Raw genomic sequence first — 19,133 nt, forward strand, 5'->3', positions numbered from 1 at the left:
ATAATTTATCCACAGGGTGTTTTTAAAATTGCCCTGTGGATATTTTTTTATAACCTCAGTTTTATCGTCACCCAAGCAGTGAACGCAGTCCAGCAATGGCATCTTTACCACGGGCCTGCTTTTTCTCAGGGTCCTCTTTATCCGCACGGCCTTCCCACTCTAAATCCTCCGCGGGCAGCTCGTCTAAAAAGCGGCTCGGCTGGCAGTCCATTAACTCACCGTAAGCTTTGCGCTGACGCGCCAGGGTAAGCGTCAATGTTCGCCGTGCCCGGGTAATCCCCACATAGGCCAAGCGCCGCTCTTCCTCCACAGTGCCTACCTCAATGGCGTTGCGGTGGGGTAGAAGATCTTCCTCCAGACCCAGCAAATAGACGTGCGGAAACTCCAGGCCTTTTGAGGCGTGCATGGTAAGTAGCTGCACTCTATCCGAGTCATCCTCTTCCGCCTGTTGCTCCAGAATATCCCGCAACACCAAGCGTGATATAGCCGCTTCCACGCTGTCGGTTTCGGTATCGGTGGAGTCGGTGGCATCTTCCGGGTCGCGATTGAGCGATTTCTCCAATTGGTCGATTAAAATCCACACGTTGGCCATGCGCCGCTCGGCGACGGTGGGCGCGCTGGCGTTCTGATAAAGCCAGGCCTCGTAATCCATATCCCGCAGCATATCGCGAATGGCGGCAATCGCATCGCCCTGGTCCATGCGTTTTCGCACACCGTCAATAAAGTGGGTAAAGCGGCTTAAGCGCTCCGTAGCTCGGGTCGGCAGTACTTGTTCTAACCCTAGCTCGTGGCAGGCGGCAAACAGCGATATCGAGCGCTCAGTGGCGTAGTTGGCGAGTTTCTCCACGGTGCCAGGGCCCACTTCACGGCGCGGCACGTTCACAATGCGTAAAAAGGCGTTGTCGTCGGCGGGATTAATCAGCAGACGCAGGTAAGCCATAGCGTCTTTAATTTCGTTGCGCGAGAAAAACGACGTACCTCCCGAGAGCTTGTAAGGAATCTGATAGTGCTGCAGTTTCAGCTCCAACAGCCGCGCCTGGAAGTTGCCCCGATAAAGCACGGCGAAGTCGCGCCACTCGGCTTTTTCCTTAATTCGTCGCGTGAGCATTTCGCTAGCGACTCGCTCGGCTTCTGCCTCTTCGTGGCGATTCACAACTACCCGAATCGGCGCGCCGTCGCCCATATCCGACCACAACGTTTTGTCGTAAACGTGGGGATTATTGGCAATTAGCGTGTTGGCTGCGCGCAAGATAGTGCCAGTAGAGCGGTAGTTCTGCTCCAGCTTGATCACTTTCAAGCGCGGGAAATCTTCGCCTAGGGTAATCAGGTTTTCAGGCCGGGCGCCACGCCAAGCATAAATCGATTGGTCATCGTCGCCCACCACGGTAAAGGTGGAGCGCTCCGCCATCAATAGCTTCACCAGCAGGTACTGAGAAACATTGGTGTCCTGGTACTCGTCCACCAGCATATAGTGGATTTTGCGCCGCCAACGTTCCAGCGCTTCAGGATCACGTTGCAGTAGTACCACCGGTAGCAGAATCAGGTCGTCAAAATCCACCGCGTTGTAGGCTTTTAAATGGCGCACGTAGGCTTCGTACACCCGAGCGGCAAAATGTTCATCGTCATCCCCGGCAAACGAGAGCGCATCGCTGGGCAGCACCAAATCGTTCTTCCAGGTGGATATTTTGCTCTGCACGGCATTGATCTGCTCGGCGTCCACCTGAGCATCTTTGTTCATCAAATCGCGCAGCAGTGCTTTGGCGTCTTCCGGGTCAAACAGCGAAAAGCCCGGCTTGTAGCCAAGGGTTTTAAGCTCACCGCGGATAATATTCAGCCCCAGGGTATGGAAGGTGGAAACCGTTAGCCCGTGGCCCTCTTTGCCGTGGAGCATTTGGCCCACACGCTCTTTCATTTCACGAGCGGCTTTATTGGTGAAGGTCACCGCGGCAATCTTACGTGCGCTCATCCCGCACTCTTGAACCAAGTAAGCAATCTTGGTGGTGATAACGCTGGTTTTGCCCGAACCAGCGCCCGCCAACACCAGACAAGGGCCATCAATGTAGCGTACGGCTTCCTGCTGGCGCGGGTTTAGCCCTTTAATTCGGCTAAGAATGCTCTTTGGCGTGGCAGGCGTCATGGCGTCGGTGGTCCTCTACGAGTGTTGCTAGTCGGTTTCAAGTACGGTTTCAAGTACAATCATCCGCTTGGCGAAGGCATAAATAACAGGCAGGTGGAGATGTTCGAAGTAGCGCTTTTTGAACCGCGCATGGCGCCCAATACGGGTAATATCATGCGCTTGGTCGCCAACAATGGCTGCCGTTTACACCTGATTGAGCCGCTTGGCTTCGACCTGGAAGAGAAGAAGCTGCGTCGAGCCGGGCTGGACTACCGAGACTTGGCAAACGTGACTCGCCACGCGGATTTTGCCGCCTTTCAGCAGGCCATGCAGGGGCGGCGTATCTGGGCGATCACCACCAAAGGAACACGCACCTACAGCGATGCCGGCTTTGCCCCAGGCGATGTACTGCTGTTCGGCTCTGAAACCGGCGGGCTTTCGCCATACGTACACGAAGCGCTAGCCGCTGATCAAAAACTGCGCCTGCCCATGCAACCCAACAACCGTAGCCTGAACCTTTCCAACGCCGTGGCTATTGTGAGCTACGAAGCGTGGCGCCAGCAAGGCTTTGCTGGCGCAGGTTCGAGCTAATCAACTAGCAATCCCATAGCGGTCACGGTAAGCCCTGATGGCTTCGGCGTAGGCGAGCATTTCTCCACCAACGTGCTCTTCCAAGTAAGTGAGTACTTGCTCTAGGGTGACGATACTGACGACCGGCATGGCGTACTGTGCTTGTACTTCCTGAATCGCGCTTTGCTCGCCTTGGCCGCGCTCCTGGCGATCAAGCGCTATAATGACGCCTGCGGCGCGGGCGCCGCTTTGCTCGATCAGGCTCATCACTTCGCGAATGGCAGTGCCCGCGGTAATCACGTCATCAATAATTAAAATATCGCCAGCAAGCGGTGCACCGACAATGTTGCCGCCTTCGCCGTGGGTTTTGGCTTCTTTGCGGTTAAAGGCGTAGGGCATATCGCGGTCGTGATGGTCCGCCAGCGCCGCTGCGGTCACCGCTGCCAGGGGGATGCCTTTGTACGCCGGGCCAAACAGGACATCGGCGTTTAAGTCGCTATCGACAATCGCCTGGGCGTAAAAACGCCCCAGTTTGGCCAGCGCACGCCCGGTTTGAAACAGCCCGGCGTTGAAAAAATAGGGGCTAACGCGGCCGGATTTAAGCGTAAACTCGCCAAACTTAAGCACGCCTTGCTCAATAGCAAAGGCAATGAAATCGCGCTGATAGGGTTGTAGAGTAGTGGCCACAGCATTCCTCACTAGGCGTTAGGTTTAAAACGGCACGAAAGCAACAATAAATGGAGGGTAAATGGCAAGTTTTAGTAAGCGCCTTTACCCAAACGTCTAAACGTCGGGTATCATACAGCAGCGACGCAAAAGGGACGATTTATGAAAATTGCCAGCATCAATGTCAATGGTATTCGTGATGCCGTTGATCGTGGCTTCCTGGACTGGCTGGCTCAGCAGGATGTCGACGTGGTCTGCGTGCAGAACATCAAGGCAAAAAGTTTTGAACTAGGTGACCATATTCTGTATCCGGACGGCTATGAAGGCTACTTCCTGGATGCCGAAGAGGATGGTTTCTCCGGTGTGGCACTCTATTGCCGTAAAATCCCCAAGGCGATTATGTATGGCCTGGGGTTCCCTCAGTGTGATCATGAAGGACGTTTCCTGCAGGCGGATTATGAACGCTTCAGTATCGTCTCTTTTCTGATGCCTGACGGAAGTGACCAAAAAGCCAAACAGGCATTTATGGATCAGTACCAAGAGTACCTGACGAAGATGTCGCGTAAACGCCGCGAATACATCCTCTGTGGTACTTGGCATATTGCCCATAAAACCGTCGATTTGGCCAACTGGTCGGACAATCAACTGACCTCAGGCTTCCGCCCCGAAGAGCGCGCCTGGATGGATCAGGTGCTTGGCCCCACCGGGTTTATTGATACCTTCCGCGAAATTAACCGCGATGCAGGTGAATATACCTGGTGGCCGAAGCTTGACCAAGACGTGCCTCGTGAGCGCCAAGAAGGCTGGCGGATCGACTATCAGCTAGTCGGCCCCAACTTCCGCCGTCACGTGGTTGACGCGTGGATTGATTACGATGCGACCTTCTCCGAGTTCGCACCGCTGATCATTGAGTACGACCTAGCGCTTTAAGCGCTAGACAACGCACTTTTCCCGCGTCGCCGTCTGTCAGTAGTAGTCATAAGCAACAAGCCGACTCTTGAGTCGGCTTGTTGCGTTGCGCCTAGGGAAGAATCTAAATAACCATTAGGTTACTGATCTTTAAAATAATCGTTATAAATATTGTCGAATGTTCCATCTTCTTTAATTTCTTGCATCGCATTATCAAAAGCTTCTATCAGCGCTTCATCTCGTGGGCGGAAAGCAGCACCAATACCGGGGCCATAAATCGACTCAGGGCCGGTAATTAAGTCCCCCGTTTGTATAAAACGCTCGTCCTGAAGCATCGTTTCTTGAGCAAGAGAATAGGCAGTGAAAACAAGGTCAAGGCGCTCAGCATGCATGTCGGTAACTACAGAGCCTGAATCACCATATCGATGAATATCCGCATCAGGATAGTAGGTAGTAACATATTCATCTTGAATAGTGGCCTGCTGCACACCGATTGCTACATCTGCCAAGTCACCTTCTAAATCGTACTCATTATTTATGTTTTTAACCCAAACGGATGGTACTTGGTAGTAGGGAGCCGAGAAGCTAACTTGCCGTGAACGTTCTTCCGTGATGTTCATTGCTGATGCTATAAGATCGTATTTGCGCGCCATTAACCCAGGAATAATCCCATCCCAACCTTGTTCTACCCATTCGCACTCGCGCTGCATGCGTTCACAAGCAGCATTGACTAATTCAACTTCAAACCCTGTGATGGTGCCATCAGGCTCTTTATATTGATAAGGCGCATAGGGCACATCGACCCCAATACGTAGTGGTTTACTATCAGCATGGGCGAGGCCGCCGATTAATACTGTCGTGAAAAGTAAGCAGCAGGTGGCTTGACGCATTTCGCATTCCTCTTGGTTTTATCGATGGTTGTGTGAGGCGTCGTACTCTCGGTATAAAGTTTTTGTTAGTTAATCTTGCTAAAGCGCGCACTGGAAAATTCGCTAAATTCATGGCTCAATCGGTCATGCAGCAAGGCTTGAGCCAGCTCTTCGGCGTGGAAAGCAGCTAAACTAATTCCGCTATGACAATTGATGTTATAGGCACCTGGGTAGGCTCTGGACGATTCATACAGTGGAAACCCATCAGGTGTCATTACTCGTAATGCACCCCAAGCACGCACTATGTTGGCGTTCTTCAGGTGCGGGTAAATACGCACCCCACGAGCTGCTAATTTCGCCATGATGCTGGTAGTCGCATCCCGGTTTAGACCTGCATGTTCATGGGTGTCACCGATCAAGTAGCTACCGTTACCGGTTTGCCTTATCTGAGGTGTAGGAAGTTGCGATATCAGAGGCATTTTTTCCGTTATGAGGATCTGCCCTCGCAAGGGAAACACTTCTCCGCTCAGGCCCAACATGGGGGAGAGGTGCTTTGCTCCTAGGCCTGCAGCTACGATAATACGCTCGGCTGAAAAGTTACCGCCTAGAGTATTGGCAGTGAAGCCAACGATATTTGATTCGAGGCGCTGAACCGAGCAGCCTGGGTGATAGCTAAGACCCATCTTAAGGCTAGCTGTTAAAAGTGCGCGCAGAAGCAATAGCGGATTGCAATGACCATCATGGGGAGACAAAGTGCCCCCGTGAATGCTTTCACCTAAGCCAGGGAGATGGGTTAACAGAGCCTGTCTATCTAAGTATTCCCATTGAAAATAGCGTGCGAGATAGGGTGATGAAGCCTGAAGTTTACGATAGTTGGCCACACGTGCTTCGGCTTCCTGAACGTCAAAGCAAATATCAATACCGCCCTGGCGAGAGTATTCAAGTGGTACACCACTGCGCTCGCTAAGCTCACTAGCAAAGAAAGGCCATGCATCGCTCGACTGTAGACTCAACTCGGCATAACGAGGCATGCCTATACCTTTTCCTTGTACCCATGTTAGTCCGGCATTACCTCGTGATGCGCGTAAAACATCATCTCCTTCGTCTAGCATGATAACTTTTTGACCTCTGCGCAGTAGGCCATAGGCAACAGCCATGCCTACTACGCCACCACCAATAATTAAGAAGTCAAATTGCATGCCGCTAGCTCAATCTAGTTTAAGTAAGCTCGACTATAGGTAGGGATAGGCTATACGATCCAATACCAATAATTGTCCACTTCATGCGTAAAAGTTATGCCCATGCCCTCTCTTCATTTGCGCGACCGCCAGATTCTTGCTTTCAAGCATGTCATGGAGATCGGTACTGTTTCCGGTGCCGCCAGGCGTATGCTGATTGCACAACCGGGTGTCACGCGCCTGCTCAAGCAACTGGAACATGACGTAGGGTTCACGCTCTTCGAGCGTGTTCGGGGGCGTCTGGTGCCGACACCGGAGGCGCGCCTATTTCATCGCGAGGTACAGAAGGTATGGAGCGGCATGGAGCACTTGCGCAGTACCGCACGGCGGATCAGCGAACGTGAAGTCGGCGGGTTACGCATCAGTGCCATGCCTTTGCTGGGAATGACCTTCCTACCCGATGTACTGGCGGACTTCGTGCCTGGCCATCCCGATGCCAGGATCGAGCTGGCCACTTTCCGCTCAGACCAGGTAGTGGAAGACGTTCTCACCCAGCGCTGTGACTTAGGCTTTGCTATTGTTTCTGCCATCGATGACCGCATGAACAGCGACGTATTTCATCTCGACAGCCTATGCGCGCTACCCTCTGGCCATCCCCTTGCGGAACGTGACACGGTGGAAGTGGATGATCTTGCCAATGAGACCCTGATCTGCTTCGAGCCGCAGGACCCCTTGCGCCTCGACCTGGAGCGGTTGATGGAAGCAAGACAGTTACGCCCCAGACGGCGCTTGGAAGTCTCGCTGGCCCTGCAAGCGGTCCGGCTAGTCGGCCGAGGGGTGGGCATCGCGGTCCTCGACCCCATCAGCGCCAGAGCTTTCAGCGACATGAACTTGGTATTAAGGCCTTTTTCTCCCTTGTTAGGAGAGGATTTTGCTTTGCTAACGCCACGTGACCAACCCGTATCTCAGCTCGCCCAGGAGTTTATCGGCGTGTTTCGCCAACGCTTCTCAAAAGCCACCCGACTGACATGGGAGCGTCAGAAAGATGATTAATCTTCGCCAGATAGAAGCCTTTCGGGCGGTAATGGTCCACAAGACAGTGACGCGTGCCGCTCAGACACTGCATGTTTCCCAGCCTGCCGTCAGTCGTTTGGTCGGGGATCTAGAATTCCATGTAGGATTTGCGCTTTTCCAGCGTCACAAAGGTAGATTAATTCCCACGCCGGAAGCGTTGGCCCTCTATGAAGACGTGGAGCGAGCTTTTGTCGGCCTGGATAAAATTACCGATACGGCTCGCGAAATTCGTGAATTTCGTACCGGCCGATTGCTGCTAAGCTGCATGCCCGCTTTGGCGTTGAATGCCCTGCCGACGATGATCAACGCTTTCTCCGAGCGTCATCCCGGCATCACTATTTCCCTGCAGGTGCATAGCTCCCAGCGGGTGCTGGAGTGGGTGGCGACACAACAGTGCGATGCCGGCCTGATAGGTATGCAACTGGTCGACCCCTCCGTCACCATTCGTCCAATTGCCAGTGGTGCGTTGCGGCTAGTGATGCTGCCCGACCACCCCCTTGCCAGCCAGCCTGTTGTGCACATTGATGATCTCGAGGGGGAGTCTTTTGTCTCTCTCGGGCAAACCCAGGATGTCAGGCCGCTTATTGACCAGGTCTTCCAGCAGGCGGGCATCAAGCGCCGAATGCGTATAGAGACCCAATTGTCGAGTGTGGCGTGCGAGCTGGTCCTGGCGGGAGCCGGGGTATCGTTGATCGACCCGATCACCGCGGATAGCTACCTTTCGCGAGGCTTGGTGTCGCGTCCCTTTACCCCCGAAATTCCCTTTCATTACAGTGCTGTACTTCCTGCTTTCCGGCCACCGTCACGATTGGTGCTGGAGTTTCTCGATGAGTTGAAACGATATCTTGCCGATCAGCTTGCCGCATCGTCCACGCCATTAATCCATAACATTAGCGAATAGGATGGCTAACAAAAGGCATTAGCCCTGATGACCAAAGCGATGCTAGCTTAAATTCCAGGTCGCACTGCCCACGCCTTCTGACCGTTTTCTAGCAATAACAGAAGCGGTGGCGGCCATTGATAACAACAAGCAAAACATCGACATCAATGACAGGACACTGCAAGCATGAAAAAAATGACTAGCCAAACGACTGCTATGGCGGGACTGCTGTTTCTCGGTATGAATACCGCTTTCGCTGAACCGCTTTATGTCGGCTCCTATGGAGGCTCTACCGAGCAAGCCATGCGCGATGAGATCATTCCAGCGTTTCTCGAAGAGCATGACGCGGAAATCATCTACGTGGCAGGTAACTCCACCGATACCCTGGCCAAGCTACAAGCTCAGCGTGGCGACCAGGAGCTGGATGTGGTGCTAATGGACGATGGCCCCATGTACCAAGCTGTTAACCTGGGTTTCTGCTCGCCGATGCAAGACACCGCCATGCTGGATGACGTCTACGACATCGCGCGTTTCCCTGATGACAAGGCCGTCGGGGTTGGCCTTGTCGCTTCCGGGTTTGCCTACAATGCCGACATGTTCGAGCGTAATGGCTGGGAGCCGCCCTCCTCATGGAAAGACCTGGCCGATGAAAAGTTCGCCGGCAAGCTGGTCGTTCCTTCCATCAGTAACACTTATGGTGTGCATGCCCTGGTAATGGCGGCGCGTCTCAACGGGGGAAGCGAAAGCGATATCGATCCCGGTTTCGAATTCATGCAAGAGCAAGTCGCACCTAATATCCTCTCTTTCGAGCCTTCGGCGGGCAAGATGTCCGAGCTATTCCAGAATGAAGAAATCGCCTTGTCGGTCTGGGGCAGTGGACGCTTGCGTGCGCTGGCCAGCACAGGCTTCCCAGGCGCCTTTGCTTACCCCGAAGAGGGTGCCGTCGCTTTGATGGTAGCTGCCTGTGTCATCGAAGGCAGTGAGGAGCGCGAGCTGGCCGAGGCCTTTATCGAACACCTGCTGGCACCGGAATCTCAGGAGCTGCTGGCTGACACCCAGGGCTGGGGCCCCGCACAGCGGCATGCTCAACTATCCGACGAGTTGGCAAGCGTGCTCCCCTATGGTGAAAAGATCGACCAGCTAGTGGCCGTGGACTGGGATGTCATCAATCCCAACCGTCTCGAATGGACCAATCGTTGGAACCGTCAGGTTGAGCGCTAGGCACGCGTCAACCCCGTTCCTCGTTGATATCCACTAAAGACACCACATCCTTGCCTCCCCGTTCGATGGGCAAGGGTGTGGAGGAGTCCTGCCATGAGTTTCCTTCGTTTAGAGTCGCTGACCAAGCGCTTCGGCAGCAATACTGCCGTGCAAGACATCACCCTCGATATCGACCAGGGCGAGTTCGTCTCGTTACTCGGCCCGTCGGGTTGCGGCAAGACTACCACACTGCAAATGATTGCCGGCTTCGTTGAGCCCACTCGCGGACGTATCCTGATGAAGGGTGAGGACATTACGTCCAGCAAGCCCAATCAGCGGGGCATCGGTATCGTATTCCAGAGCTATGCCCTGTTTCCCCACATGACCGTGGCGGAAAACGTTCGTTTCGGCCTGGAAATGCGCAAGTTTCCTGCCGGCGAAAGCCGCCAGCAGGTCAGTGAAGCACTGGAGTTGGTACGTCTCGATCACCTCGAAGATCGTTATCCCCGCGAGCTGTCGGGTGGCCAACGCCAGCGGGTGGCCCTGGCCCGAGCGCTGGTCATTCGGCCACCGTTGCTGCTGCTTGATGAGCCGCTTTCCAACCTCGATGCGCAATTGAGAGAAAACATGCAGATCGAGCTGCGAAATATCCAGCAGCAGGTCGGCACCACGACCCTGATGGTAACCCATGACCAATCGGAAGCGCTTTCGCTCAGTGATCGTGTCGTAGTGATGAATCAGGGCAAGGTGGTACAGGTGGATGAACCCTTTGCAGCCTACGAGAACCCCAGAGACAACTTCGTTTCTTCGTTTGTCGGCAAGACCAACCTGTTTGATTGCCACATAGACCAGCGTGAAGGCAGCCAGGCCCACGTCAAGCTCGGCGACTGCCGGCTTGAGATTGCTATGCCCGATGAGATCAAGGGGAACAAGGTTCAGCTGTCGATTCGCCCGGAAAAGCTGGAGTTGACTCAGCATACGGCCGGTCAGTTACAGGGGCGTGTGCGGACACGACTGTTCCTGGGTAACCACTGGCTGTACCAAGTCGACAGTAGTGCTGGCGAGCTGCTGATCACTCAGCCGAACCTGGGCACCCAAGGGGCGGCGGTAGGCGATGATGTCGGTATTTGCTGGCAAGACGGGGCGGTACGTGTCTTGGGGGAGCAAGCAAATGGCTGAGCTTGTTTCCCATCTTCCCTCTTCGTCACCCCAGGCGCGGCCGCTTAATCCGGTGCCGTGGTTGTTGAGCGCCCCAGGTGCCGTTTTCTTTCTCGCCCTGCTGGGCATGCCGCTGATCATGACGCTGATACTCAGTTTCAACAGCTTTGATTATTCGGTCGGCATCGTCTCGTCATTCGGCCTCGAAAACTATATCGAGGTCCTGCAAGACAGTTATTTCCACGAGATATTTCTGCGCACCTACGGCATCAGCATAGCGGTAGTGGTGCTGTGTATCCTGATCGGCGTGCCGGAGGCCTATATTCTTTCGCGTATGCGCAGTCCATGGCGCTCGCTGTTTCTGGTCATCACCCTGGCGCCGCTATTGATTTCAGTGGTCGTGCGGACACTTGGCTGGGTCCTGTTGATCGGCGGCAACGGCTTGCTTGGCAAGTTTCTGGAAGGAAGCGGTATTGCCGAGTCCAGTGCTGGTAACTTGATGTATACCCACACGGGAGTGATTCTCGCGCTGGTTCATGTGCTGGTGCCGCTGATGGTGATTTCGGTTTGGGCCGCCCTGCAGAAGCTCGATCCTGCCGTCGAACATGCCGGCCTGTCGTTGGGCGCCAGCCATGTCACCGTCTTTCGTCGAGTGGTCATACCCCAGGTACTGCCCGGCATCCTCTCCGGCAGCTTGATCGTTTTTGCCTTGTCCGCCAGCGCCTTCGCCACGCCAGCCATCATCGGTGGGCGGCGTCTCAAGGTAGCGGCCACCGCTGCTTACGACGAATATCTCAGCACCATGAATTGGCCGCTCGGGGCGGCAATAGCTATCGTGCTGCTGGTGGCCAATGTCGCCGTGGTGATGAGCTACAACCGCATGATGGAACGGCGTTTCCGCCGTACCCTGGGCTAGGAGACATCACGATGCTACGTAATAGTAAACTCGCCCTGGCGTTTCACACGCTGTTCGTTATTTTCCTGCTGGCTCCCCTGGTGGTGGTAATGCTGGTGGCCTTCACACCGCATGGCTATCTTTCCTACCCCACGGATGGGTTCTCGCTGCGCTGGTTCACGGCAATCTTCGAACACCACGACTTCATCCGCGCTTTCTGGAATAGCCTGTATCTCGGCATTGCTGCCGCCAGTTTCTCGGCCTTGCTAGCAGTGCCCGCAGCGCTGGCCATTGTTCGTTACCGGTTCCGTGGCCGTGACGCGTTGGTCGGTTTATTCCTGTCGCCGCTGATGATCCCCCATGTCGTTCTCGGGGTGGCATTCTTGAGCTTTTTCTCCCAGATAGGCATTTACGGTAGCTTCTGGGCATTGATTGCGGCCCACGTGATCATCGTCATGCCCTACACCATGCGCCTGGTGATGGCATCGGTATTCGGCATGGATCGTAGCGCTGAAAAGGCCGCCTTGTCGCTGGGTGCTTCCCAATGGACGACGTTCCGACGTATCACCATGCCGATGATCCTTCCTGGCGTCGCGGGGGGCTGGATACTGGCGTTCACCACCAGCTTCGATGAATTGTCCATGACCATATTCGTGGCCTCGCCCAGCACGACCACGCTACCTGTACAGATGTACAACCATATCGCTCACACCGTTGATCCGCTGATCGCCTCGGTCTCTACCGTACTGATCGTGCTGACGGTGCTGTTCATGGTGTTGCTCGATCGGCTCTACGGAATCGACAAAGTTCTCATCGGCAAGGGCTAAGGAGCCAGCTATGCAGCAGTGTGATTTCGCCGTGATCGGCGGAGGGCTAGTAGGCAGTGCAATCGCCTATGGGCTGGCCAGCCAAGGTCATCAGGTCAGCGTCCTGGATGAAGGTGATGTGGCCTATCGTGCCTCGCGAGGCAATTTCGGGTTGGTATGGGTGCAAGGCAAGGGACAGGAGATCCCTCTCTATTCACGCTGGAGCATGCGCTCGGCTTCCCTGTGGGCGGCACTTTCCCAGGAGCTCTTCGAGCTGACGGGAGTCGCCACCCAGCATCACAACCCCGGCGGCGTCCATCTCTGCTATAGCCAGGCGGAGCTGGCGAATCGCGAGGTGGAACTCGATGCGCTAGCCCAGGCGACCGGTCGTCAATTCACATTCGACATGCTGGATCACGACCAGCTACGCGACTTGATCCCCGAGATCGGCGAAAGCGTTACCGGTGCTTCATGGTCAAGCTGGGATGGCCACGCCAATCCTCTCTATCTGTTGCGAGCCCTGCACGATGGGATTCGTCACTACGACGGGCGGTTTGTGCCCGGCAGTAAAGTCCATCGTATTCGGCGCAACGGCGATAGCTTCGTGATCGAGCGTGATCACCAGACCCTCACCGCTGGACGGGTCATCCTGGCAGCCGGGCTCGGCAATCGAGAGCTGGCCCCGCAAGTCGGCCTCGATGCACCGCTTGTACCCAATCGAGGCGAAATCCTGGTCACCGAACGCGTGCGGCCGCTGCTTGACCTGCCCACCACGTATCTGCGCCAAACCGGTGAGGGCTCGATACTGATGGGTGATTCCCATGAAGACGTAGGCTTCGATGACGGCACCGAAACGCCGGTGCTGGCTCAAATCGCCCAGCGTGCCGTACGCGCATTGCCGGCGCTTGGCAATACCCGAGTGGTTCGCAGCTGGGGAGCGTTACGGGTCATGACACCCGATGGCTATCCGCTTTATCAAGCATCCGAGAGCCACCCCGGGGCCTTTGTCGCCTGTTGCCATAGCGGCGTGACGCTGGCTGCCGCCCATGCGAAATGTCTGGCGCCCTGGTTCGCAGGTGCTGAACCACCCGCCGAAATCAGCCCTTTTACCGCGGAGAGATTCCATGTTCAAACGCCTGTCCCCGCTTGAAAACACGACCGAACCGGTGGTGACGTTCCGTTTCGGTGAACAGACCGTGACCGCTCGCCCTGGCGATACAGTGGCTGCAGCGCTGCTGGCCTCGGGTATCAGCGTCTGCCGCACCACGCCGGTCAGCAATGCCCCACGTGCCCCTTACTGCATGATGGGGGTGTGCTTCGAGTGCCTGGTGGACATCGATGGCAACCCCAATGTCCAGGCCTGTCAGGTCGAGGTGCGTGAGGGAATGCGTATCCATGCGCAACAGGGCGCCAGGAGGTTGATCCCATGATCACGCATGATCTCGTCATCCTAGGGACTGGTCCGGCAGGACTGGCTGCGGCGGCAACCGCCCTCGAGCATGGCATCTCACCCGTGGTGATAGATGAGCAGCCCTTCGCAGGCGGTCAGATTTATCGTGCCCTGGAACGTACCCCTCTGCGGGATCGGCAGATCCTCGGCGAGGATTACTGGTCCGGTGAGCCGCTGGTCAAGGGGCTTGCCGATCCTCGTATCGACTATCGGCCCGCCACCACCGTGTGGCAGCTGACCCGGCAGCGGGAGATTGGCCTGTTGCACGATGACGCCGCCGAGATGATCCGGGCGCGCCATATTATTCTTGCCACAGGAGCCATGGAGCGGCCTATGCCGATTCCCGGCTGGACGCTTCCTGGCGTGATGACGGCCGGCAGTGGTCAGATCCTGCTCAAGAGCGCCGGTGCCGTGCCCCAGGCCCCCGTTGTACTGGCAGGCTGCGGTCCCCTGCTATTGTTGTTGGCCGTTCAGTACCTGCGTGCGGGTGCCGAGGTAGCGGCCATTCTCGATACCACGCCGCGGGATCGCTATCGCGCCGCAATCAAACATTTGCCTGGCGCGTTACGCAATACCAGCACCCTGTTCAAGGGGGTGGGGCTGTTGCGTGAACTGCGCCGTGCCGGTGTTCGTCACATCAAGGGCGTAAGCGCCCTGCGCGCCGAAGGCGATGGCCAGCTGGAACGTGTGCGATGGCAGCAACGGGGCAGCACCACCTGGCAAACGTTGGAAACACCCACCCTGCTGCTTCATCAAGGCGTTATCCCCAACACCCAAATTACCCGAGCGGTGGATTGCCGCCATGTGTGGGACGAGCAGCAACTCGCGTGGCGGCCAAGCCTTGATGAGTGGCTCAACACCGAGATAGAAGGCATTGCCGTAGCGGGTGATGGCGGCGGTATCGTAGGAGCCAAGGCGGCCGCTATGCAAGGAAGGCTGGCCGGCTTGGGAGCCGCCCTGGCGTTGAGCAAGTCATCCCTGGAAGACGTGACCCGCCAGGCGCGGCCAGTGCGACAGTCGCTTGCCCGTGACACTGCAATAAGGCCTTTCCTGGATACGCTGTACCGACCAGCAAAACAGTGGCGGCTGCCTGATGACGACACCTTGGCCTGCCGCTGCGAAGAAGTGACCGGTGGAGAGGTCCGGCGTATGGCCGAGATGGGCTGCCGTGGGCCCAACCAGACCAAATCCTTTACCCGCTGCGGCATGGGGCCATGCCAGGGCCGCATGTGCGGTATTACCGTGAGCGAATTGCTGGCGGATGCCAATCACCAGAGCGTCGAGGAGACCGGCTATTACCGCCTTCGGCCTCCCTTTAAGCCGATCACCCTCGGCCAGCTTGCCAAGGCGGCGGAGGAGAGTTGATGGCTCGTCGGGTGGTGATCGTGGGCGCCGGATTTCATGGTTGCAGCGCTGCGTTGCGGCTAAGCCAGCAGGGAAACCACGTCACTGTCATCGACAAGGCGTATGCCGGGCGCCATGCCTCGGGCGTCAATGCCGGCGGAGTGCGTAGGCTCGGCCGTCACCCGGCAGAGATACCGCTGGCGCTGGCCGCCTGGGAGCGCTGGCAGCACATGGCCGACATCGTCGGTGACGACTGCGGGTTTCGCCCCGTCGGGCAGGTCAAGGTGGCCGAAAACGATGAGGACATGGCCATCCTTGCCGACCGCGAGCGCCAGGTACGCGACCTGGGGTTTCACCATGAAGTCCTGATCGGCCGTGACGAGTTGCACCGGCGGTTGCCGGCATTGGCCGGCCACTGCCCGGGAGCGCTGGCGTGCGATGGCGATGGTTTTGCCAATCCCTATCGCACCGTTACCGCCTGGCGTCGAGAGGCCGAACGCCAGGGTGCCCGCTTCCGTGAAGGTATCGAGATAACCGCCATCGAGCCCAAGGGAAACGGCTGGCGGCTGAGCGGCGGCGAAGAGCATTTCGATGCCGATTTGCTTGTCAATTGTGCTGGCGCTTGGGCAGGAGAGCTTTGCAAATGGTTTGGAGAGCCGGTTCCTCTCACTGCTGAAGCGCCCATGTTAATGATCACTGAGCGACTATCGCCATTTTTAGGGACAGTAGTGGGCGCCACATCGCGGCCATTATCTTTTAAGCAGTTTGAGAACGGTACTGTTTTGATTGGAGGAGGGGTGCGCGGTGACGTGGATACTGTTCGCCATGTGGCCGAAACCCGCTTGGATGGGTTGGCGGAGAATGCCGATACCGTCGTCAGCCTGTTTCCGTTCATGAAAGAGGCACGCATCATGCGAACCTGGGCAGGCGTCGAAGCAGTCATGCCGGATCACATTCCTGTAATAGGTCTCAGCAGTCAGCATGACAATGTTATTCACGCTTTTGGGTTCTCAGCTCACGGCTATCAGTTAGGTCCCATTACTGGAGAAATAGTCGCCGACCTTGCCATGGAGCGAGAGCCCAAGCTCCCCATCACTCCTTTCTCTATTCAAAGATTTCAAACACCTTGTCCTGAATAGGACGAGTTAACGTACGCCAATTAAGGCAAACTGGAGAGTATTATGATTAAACGACATATCCAAACACCTATTATGCATCGCGCTGTAGAAGCGAATGGCTTTGTTTTCTTTGGTGGAATAATTGCTGATGATCTTACGCTTGATATGGCAGGTCAAACACGCCAAGTGCTTGATAAACTGGAAAGCTATCTAGCTGAAGCAGGTACAGATAATAAGCGAATCGTTACCGCAACTGCCTATGTCTCTGACTTGAACCTTAAGAAAGGTATGAACGATGTATGGACTCAATGGTTTGATGCTGACCATCTGCCAGCTCGAGCGACATTAGGTGTTGCTGACCTTGGCGAGAATGTACTTTTAGAATTAGTAGTGACTGCGGTTAAGTAATTGCTAACACTATTGCTGGCGAATTTTTACGCCAGCAATAGTGCTTGATTGCTCTATCTACTAACCTCGAATACCCAGCGCCTCGCGCTGATGGTCGCGAAGCGCATCGCCTGCCTTCTCGGCCAAATCGAGCATGGCGTTTAGCTCGGCACGAGTGAACGCACCCGCCTCGGCGGTGCCTTGTACTTCAATCAGCTCGCCGCTTTCGGTCATCACCACGTTCAGGTCAGTATCTGCCTTGCTGTCTTCCGGGTAGTCCAGATCCAGCACCGGCACACCTTTGTAAATACCTACTGAAATAGCGCTCACCAACTGCTTGAAGGGGTCGGCTTTGATCTTCTTCTCACGCTGCAGGTAACGGATCGCATCGATCAGCGCCACGCAGCCACCGGTAATCGCTGCGGTACGGGTACCGCCGTCGGCCTGGATGACATCGCAATCCACGGTAATGGTGAATTCGCCCAGCTTTTTCAAATTGACCGCGGCGCGTAGGCTCCGACCAATCAAGCGCTGGATCTCCAGCGTACGACCACCCTGTTTACCATTGGTCGCTTCTCGATTGCTACGCGAATGCGTCGCGCGGGGCAGCATGCCGTACTCAGCCGTTACCCAGCCCTGATTCTTGCCGCGCAGCCAGCGAGGCACAGTGGCTTCTACACTGGCGTTACACAACACCTTAGTATCGCCAAATTCCACCAACACGGAGCCTTCCGCATGGCGGGTAAAATCGCGGGTCAGGCGAATCTCACGAAGCTGGTCAGGCTGGCGACCACTAGGGCGAACAACGTCAGGACGCTTAGCACTGCTCACAAATAGCACCTCTCACAATAAACGCATTACAAGGAAAAGCCGTCCATTGTACACGTCTGGGCGCAAGCTGATCGGCTTAACGTCCAGCTAGCGTCATGAAGTAGGTTGATTGCGTCAATCGAGACGCCCTTCGTAAAGTTTCTTGAAAGCGGCATAACGCGCAGTGTGCAGCGCCTGCATTGCCTGGTCGGGCTCTAATGTTTGTTCGCCTGGGGCGAGGCCATTGGCAACGCTGAGCATCTCACCATTGGCCTGAGCAGCCAGTGCCGCCACGGCTACCCCAAGTAGTACGGGTTCCGGCGCATCCGCCAGCACAACCCGACAACCGGTACCGTCGGCATAGAGCTTGCGCAGCAGTGCTGAACGTCCATGCCCTCCGCTGAGGTGCAGGGTATCGATGGCGTAACCATGGGCATTCATACGCTCTATGATGGCGCGGGTGCCGTAAACCAGCGAGGTGGCTGCCGCCCAATAGACCTTGATGAAGCTCTCGCGAGGAGTATCAAGGGTTAATCCCGTGATGGCGCCGCGAATTTCCGGGTCAGCCAAGGGCGAGCGGTTGCCAATGAAGTCAGGACAAACATGGGTGTCAGGGGCGGGGTCGCCGGATGCCAAGCGCTCGAGTAGAAGGTCTGATAACGCGCCGTGAAGATCGTCGCCGAATTCACTGCTGGCTGAAAATAGTGCCGCCAGGTGATCTAGAAGGGCACCGGTAATGCTTTGCCCCCCTTCGTTGGCAACAAAACCGTCGCATAGCGCCCCTGGATAGGGGCCCCACACACCGGGTACCTCGCGTCGTTCGGGCTGGGCGCCGATATGGCAGGTGGAAGTGCCGCCAATCACGGCAAGCCGACGCTCGGAAGTGTCAGCGAGGCTTCTGCCTAGCGTGCCAAGCGCACCGGCATAGGCATCAATCATGCCTACTGCGAAGGTACATCGAGTCGTCAGTCCCAAGTCATCGGCGGCTTCTTCGGTCAACTGCCCAAGTGCTACGCCCACAGGAAGGGCTTGTTCGGGCAGGCGGGCACACTCGAGTACATCCTGCATATCGATCTGCGTTAGAAAGTCATGATCCCAGCCATGACCAGGGCGTGGGTCAAACGTCCACTTGCAGGAGAGCATGCAGACCGAGCGTTCAAGAGAGCCGGTGCATTTAAAGCCCAGCCAATCGCCTAGATCACCCGCGTAGCCGATCTTTGTATAGAGCTCGGGCTGGTGCCGCTTCAACCACATGAGCTTAGGCATCTGCATCTCGGGAGACATGACGCCACCCAGGTTGCGCAGCGGCGCTGCCTGGGTAGCCGTGCACTCAGCGGCTTCTGCGGTTGCCCGGTGGTCCATCCACACAATGATATTCCACGCTTCATCACCCGGTGAGAGCGCTAGCGGCTTATTCTGCTTATCCAGGAGAACCAACGAGCAGGTGGCGCTCACCGACATACTGGTGATGGAATTGGACGTCACACCAGCAGCCTCGCGGGCGCGCTGGGTTGCGCTGCATACCGCGCGCCAGATATCCGTTGAGCTCTGCTCCACGTGATGCTCGGCAGGGCGATGCATTGCAATCGGTGTTTTTGCTTCGGCAAGCATCACGCCATCAGTCGTGAAAACCCCCGCCCGGGCGCTGCCAGTGCCGATATCGATACCTAGAACATGCTCTTGATGACTCATGGAAAACCTTA

At 56.2% G+C, this 19,133-nt stretch carries 19 protein-coding genes; 13 read left to right on the plus strand and 6 right to left on the minus strand.

The genetic code is table 11. The annotated features are described in order from the left end of the window. Positions 1-67: 67 nt before the first annotated feature. Positions 68-2,137 (minus strand): DNA helicase Rep, encoded by a 2,070-nt coding sequence (gene rep, locus ACUVOF_RS19815; RefSeq protein WP_447045979.1) that lies wholly within the window; start codon positions 2,135-2,137, stop codon positions 68-70. A 99-nt stretch (positions 2,138-2,236) separates the two neighbouring features. On the opposite strand from rep, the gene ACUVOF_RS19820 reads away from it, so the two are divergent. Beyond that, positions 2,237-2,707, plus strand: a complete 471-nt coding sequence (locus tag ACUVOF_RS19820; RefSeq protein WP_447045980.1) for a tRNA (cytidine(34)-2'-O)-methyltransferase — start codon at positions 2,237-2,239, stop codon at positions 2,705-2,707. On the opposite strand, the gene pyrE is transcribed toward ACUVOF_RS19820, so the two are convergent. After that, positions 2,708-3,373, minus strand: a complete 666-nt coding sequence (gene pyrE / locus ACUVOF_RS19825) for an orotate phosphoribosyltransferase (RefSeq protein ID WP_447045981.1) — start codon at positions 3,371-3,373, stop codon at positions 2,708-2,710. 141 nt (positions 3,374-3,514) lie between these two features. Between pyrE and ACUVOF_RS19830 the strand changes: the two genes are divergently transcribed. Next, positions 3,515-4,282, plus strand: a complete 768-nt coding sequence (locus tag ACUVOF_RS19830) for an exodeoxyribonuclease III (protein WP_113270179.1) — start codon at positions 3,515-3,517, stop codon at positions 4,280-4,282. Between the two features lie 119 nt (positions 4,283-4,401). Here ACUVOF_RS19830 and ACUVOF_RS19835 read toward each other — a convergent pair whose 3' ends face one another. Together ACUVOF_RS19835 and ACUVOF_RS19840 are read right to left on the minus strand one after the other, a co-directional pair. Further along, on the minus strand, positions 4,402-5,151 hold the full coding sequence (locus ACUVOF_RS19835) for a transporter substrate-binding domain-containing protein (protein WP_447045982.1): 750 nt from the start codon (positions 5,149-5,151) through the stop codon (positions 4,402-4,404). Between the two features lie 65 nt (positions 5,152-5,216). Then, on the minus strand, positions 5,217-6,329 hold the full coding sequence (locus ACUVOF_RS19840) for an NAD(P)/FAD-dependent oxidoreductase (RefSeq protein WP_447045983.1): 1,113 nt from the start codon (positions 6,327-6,329) through the stop codon (positions 5,217-5,219). A gap of 102 nt (positions 6,330-6,431) precedes the next feature. Here ACUVOF_RS19840 and ACUVOF_RS19845 point away from each other — a divergent pair, with 102 nt between their 5' ends. The 11 genes from ACUVOF_RS19845 (at position 6,432) to ACUVOF_RS19895 (ending at position 16,641) form a co-directional block, all read left to right on the plus strand. Continuing rightward, positions 6,432-7,361 carry a LysR family transcriptional regulator gene (locus tag ACUVOF_RS19845; protein ID WP_447045984.1) on the plus strand — a complete coding sequence of 310 codons (930 nt, stop codon included), beginning with the start codon at positions 6,432-6,434 and terminating at the stop codon, positions 7,359-7,361. Next, positions 7,354-8,283, plus strand: a complete 930-nt coding sequence (locus ACUVOF_RS19850) for a LysR substrate-binding domain-containing protein (protein ID WP_447045985.1) — start codon at positions 7,354-7,356, stop codon at positions 8,281-8,283. The genes ACUVOF_RS19845 and ACUVOF_RS19850 overlap by 8 nt, the downstream gene beginning before the upstream one ends. 165 nt (positions 8,284-8,448) lie before the next feature. Next, entirely contained in the window at positions 8,449-9,483 is a 1,035-nt protein-coding gene (locus ACUVOF_RS19855; RefSeq protein WP_447045986.1) for an ABC transporter substrate-binding protein, read from the plus strand. 93 nt (positions 9,484-9,576) lie between these two features. Continuing rightward, positions 9,577-10,641 (plus strand): ABC transporter ATP-binding protein, encoded by a 1,065-nt coding sequence (locus tag ACUVOF_RS19860; protein WP_447045987.1) that lies wholly within the window; start codon positions 9,577-9,579, stop codon positions 10,639-10,641. Further along, on the plus strand, positions 10,634-11,536 hold the full coding sequence (locus ACUVOF_RS19865) for an ABC transporter permease (RefSeq protein WP_447045988.1): 903 nt from the start codon (positions 10,634-10,636) through the stop codon (positions 11,534-11,536). Before ACUVOF_RS19860 ends, ACUVOF_RS19865 begins: the two co-directional genes overlap by 8 nt. 11 nt (positions 11,537-11,547) lie before the next feature. Then, a complete protein-coding gene (locus ACUVOF_RS19870) occupies positions 11,548-12,342 on the plus strand; it encodes an ABC transporter permease (RefSeq protein WP_399841154.1) in 795 nt (264 codons plus the stop codon). 10 nt (positions 12,343-12,352) lie between these two features. Beyond that, on the plus strand, positions 12,353-13,471 hold the full coding sequence (locus ACUVOF_RS19875; protein WP_447045989.1) for an NAD(P)/FAD-dependent oxidoreductase: 1,119 nt from the start codon (positions 12,353-12,355) through the stop codon (positions 13,469-13,471). Next, the gene (locus ACUVOF_RS19880) at positions 13,446-13,751 is read left to right on the plus strand and encodes a (2Fe-2S)-binding protein (RefSeq protein ID WP_447045990.1); all 306 of its coding nucleotides are present in this window, start codon (positions 13,446-13,448) and stop codon (positions 13,749-13,751) included. The genes ACUVOF_RS19875 and ACUVOF_RS19880 overlap by 26 nt, the downstream gene beginning before the upstream one ends. Continuing rightward, on the plus strand, positions 13,748-15,136 hold the full coding sequence (locus ACUVOF_RS19885; protein ID WP_447045991.1) for an FAD-dependent oxidoreductase: 1,389 nt from the start codon (positions 13,748-13,750) through the stop codon (positions 15,134-15,136). The genes ACUVOF_RS19880 and ACUVOF_RS19885 overlap by 4 nt, the downstream gene beginning before the upstream one ends. After that, positions 15,136-16,254 carry an NAD(P)/FAD-dependent oxidoreductase gene (locus ACUVOF_RS19890; RefSeq protein WP_447045992.1) on the plus strand — a complete coding sequence of 373 codons (1,119 nt, stop codon included), beginning with the start codon at positions 15,136-15,138 and terminating at the stop codon, positions 16,252-16,254. The genes ACUVOF_RS19885 and ACUVOF_RS19890 overlap by 1 nt, the downstream gene beginning before the upstream one ends. Positions 16,255-16,296: 42 nt before the next feature. Continuing rightward, positions 16,297-16,641: a RidA family protein gene (locus ACUVOF_RS19895; protein ID WP_089701344.1), complete on the plus strand. Its 345-nt coding sequence runs from the start codon at positions 16,297-16,299 to the stop codon at positions 16,639-16,641. A 60-nt stretch (positions 16,642-16,701) separates the two neighbouring features. Here the strand turns inward: ACUVOF_RS19895 and rph are convergent, their stop codons facing one another. Then, complete coding sequence (rph, locus tag ACUVOF_RS19900; RefSeq protein ID WP_447045993.1) at positions 16,702-17,451, minus strand: ribonuclease PH; 750 nt, start codon at positions 17,449-17,451, stop codon at positions 16,702-16,704. 114 nt (positions 17,452-17,565) lie between these two features. Beyond that, complete coding sequence (locus tag ACUVOF_RS19905; protein WP_447045994.1) at positions 17,566-19,122, minus strand: FGGY family pentulose kinase; 1,557 nt, start codon at positions 19,120-19,122, stop codon at positions 17,566-17,568. Positions 19,123-19,133: the final 11 nt, after the last annotated feature.

Source organism: Vreelandella sp. H-I2 (assembly GCF_052959335.1).

Excerpts from the sequence above, each read along its gene's own strand:
- rep (WP_447045979.1), bottom strand. The coding sequence starts at position 2,137 with ATGACGCCTGCCACGCCAAAGAGCATTCTTAGCCGAATTAAAGGGCTA.
- ACUVOF_RS19820 (WP_447045980.1), top strand. The coding sequence starts at position 2,237 with ATGTTCGAAGTAGCGCTTTTTGAACCGCGCATGGCGCCCAATACGGGT.
- ACUVOF_RS19830 (WP_113270179.1), top strand. The coding sequence starts at position 3,515 with ATGAAAATTGCCAGCATCAATGTCAATGGTATTCGTGATGCCGTTGAT.
- ACUVOF_RS19835 (WP_447045982.1), bottom strand. The coding sequence starts at position 5,151 with ATGCGTCAAGCCACCTGCTGCTTACTTTTCACGACAGTATTAATCGGC.
- ACUVOF_RS19840 (WP_447045983.1), bottom strand. The coding sequence starts at position 6,329 with ATGCAATTTGACTTCTTAATTATTGGTGGTGGCGTAGTAGGCATGGCT.
- ACUVOF_RS19845 (WP_447045984.1), top strand. The coding sequence starts at position 6,432 with ATGCCCTCTCTTCATTTGCGCGACCGCCAGATTCTTGCTTTCAAGCAT.
- ACUVOF_RS19850 (WP_447045985.1), top strand. The coding sequence starts at position 7,354 with ATGATTAATCTTCGCCAGATAGAAGCCTTTCGGGCGGTAATGGTCCAC.
- ACUVOF_RS19855 (WP_447045986.1), top strand. The coding sequence starts at position 8,449 with ATGAAAAAAATGACTAGCCAAACGACTGCTATGGCGGGACTGCTGTTT.
- ACUVOF_RS19860 (WP_447045987.1), top strand. The coding sequence starts at position 9,577 with ATGAGTTTCCTTCGTTTAGAGTCGCTGACCAAGCGCTTCGGCAGCAAT.
- ACUVOF_RS19865 (WP_447045988.1), top strand. The coding sequence starts at position 10,634 with ATGGCTGAGCTTGTTTCCCATCTTCCCTCTTCGTCACCCCAGGCGCGG.
- ACUVOF_RS19870 (WP_399841154.1), top strand. The coding sequence starts at position 11,548 with ATGCTACGTAATAGTAAACTCGCCCTGGCGTTTCACACGCTGTTCGTT.
- ACUVOF_RS19875 (WP_447045989.1), top strand. The coding sequence starts at position 12,353 with ATGCAGCAGTGTGATTTCGCCGTGATCGGCGGAGGGCTAGTAGGCAGT.
- ACUVOF_RS19880 (WP_447045990.1), top strand. The coding sequence starts at position 13,446 with ATGTTCAAACGCCTGTCCCCGCTTGAAAACACGACCGAACCGGTGGTG.
- ACUVOF_RS19885 (WP_447045991.1), top strand. The coding sequence starts at position 13,748 with ATGATCACGCATGATCTCGTCATCCTAGGGACTGGTCCGGCAGGACTG.
- ACUVOF_RS19890 (WP_447045992.1), top strand. The coding sequence starts at position 15,136 with ATGGCTCGTCGGGTGGTGATCGTGGGCGCCGGATTTCATGGTTGCAGC.
- ACUVOF_RS19895 (WP_089701344.1), top strand. The coding sequence starts at position 16,297 with ATGATTAAACGACATATCCAAACACCTATTATGCATCGCGCTGTAGAA.
- ACUVOF_RS19905 (WP_447045994.1), bottom strand. The coding sequence starts at position 19,122 with ATGAGTCATCAAGAGCATGTTCTAGGTATCGATATCGGCACTGGCAGC.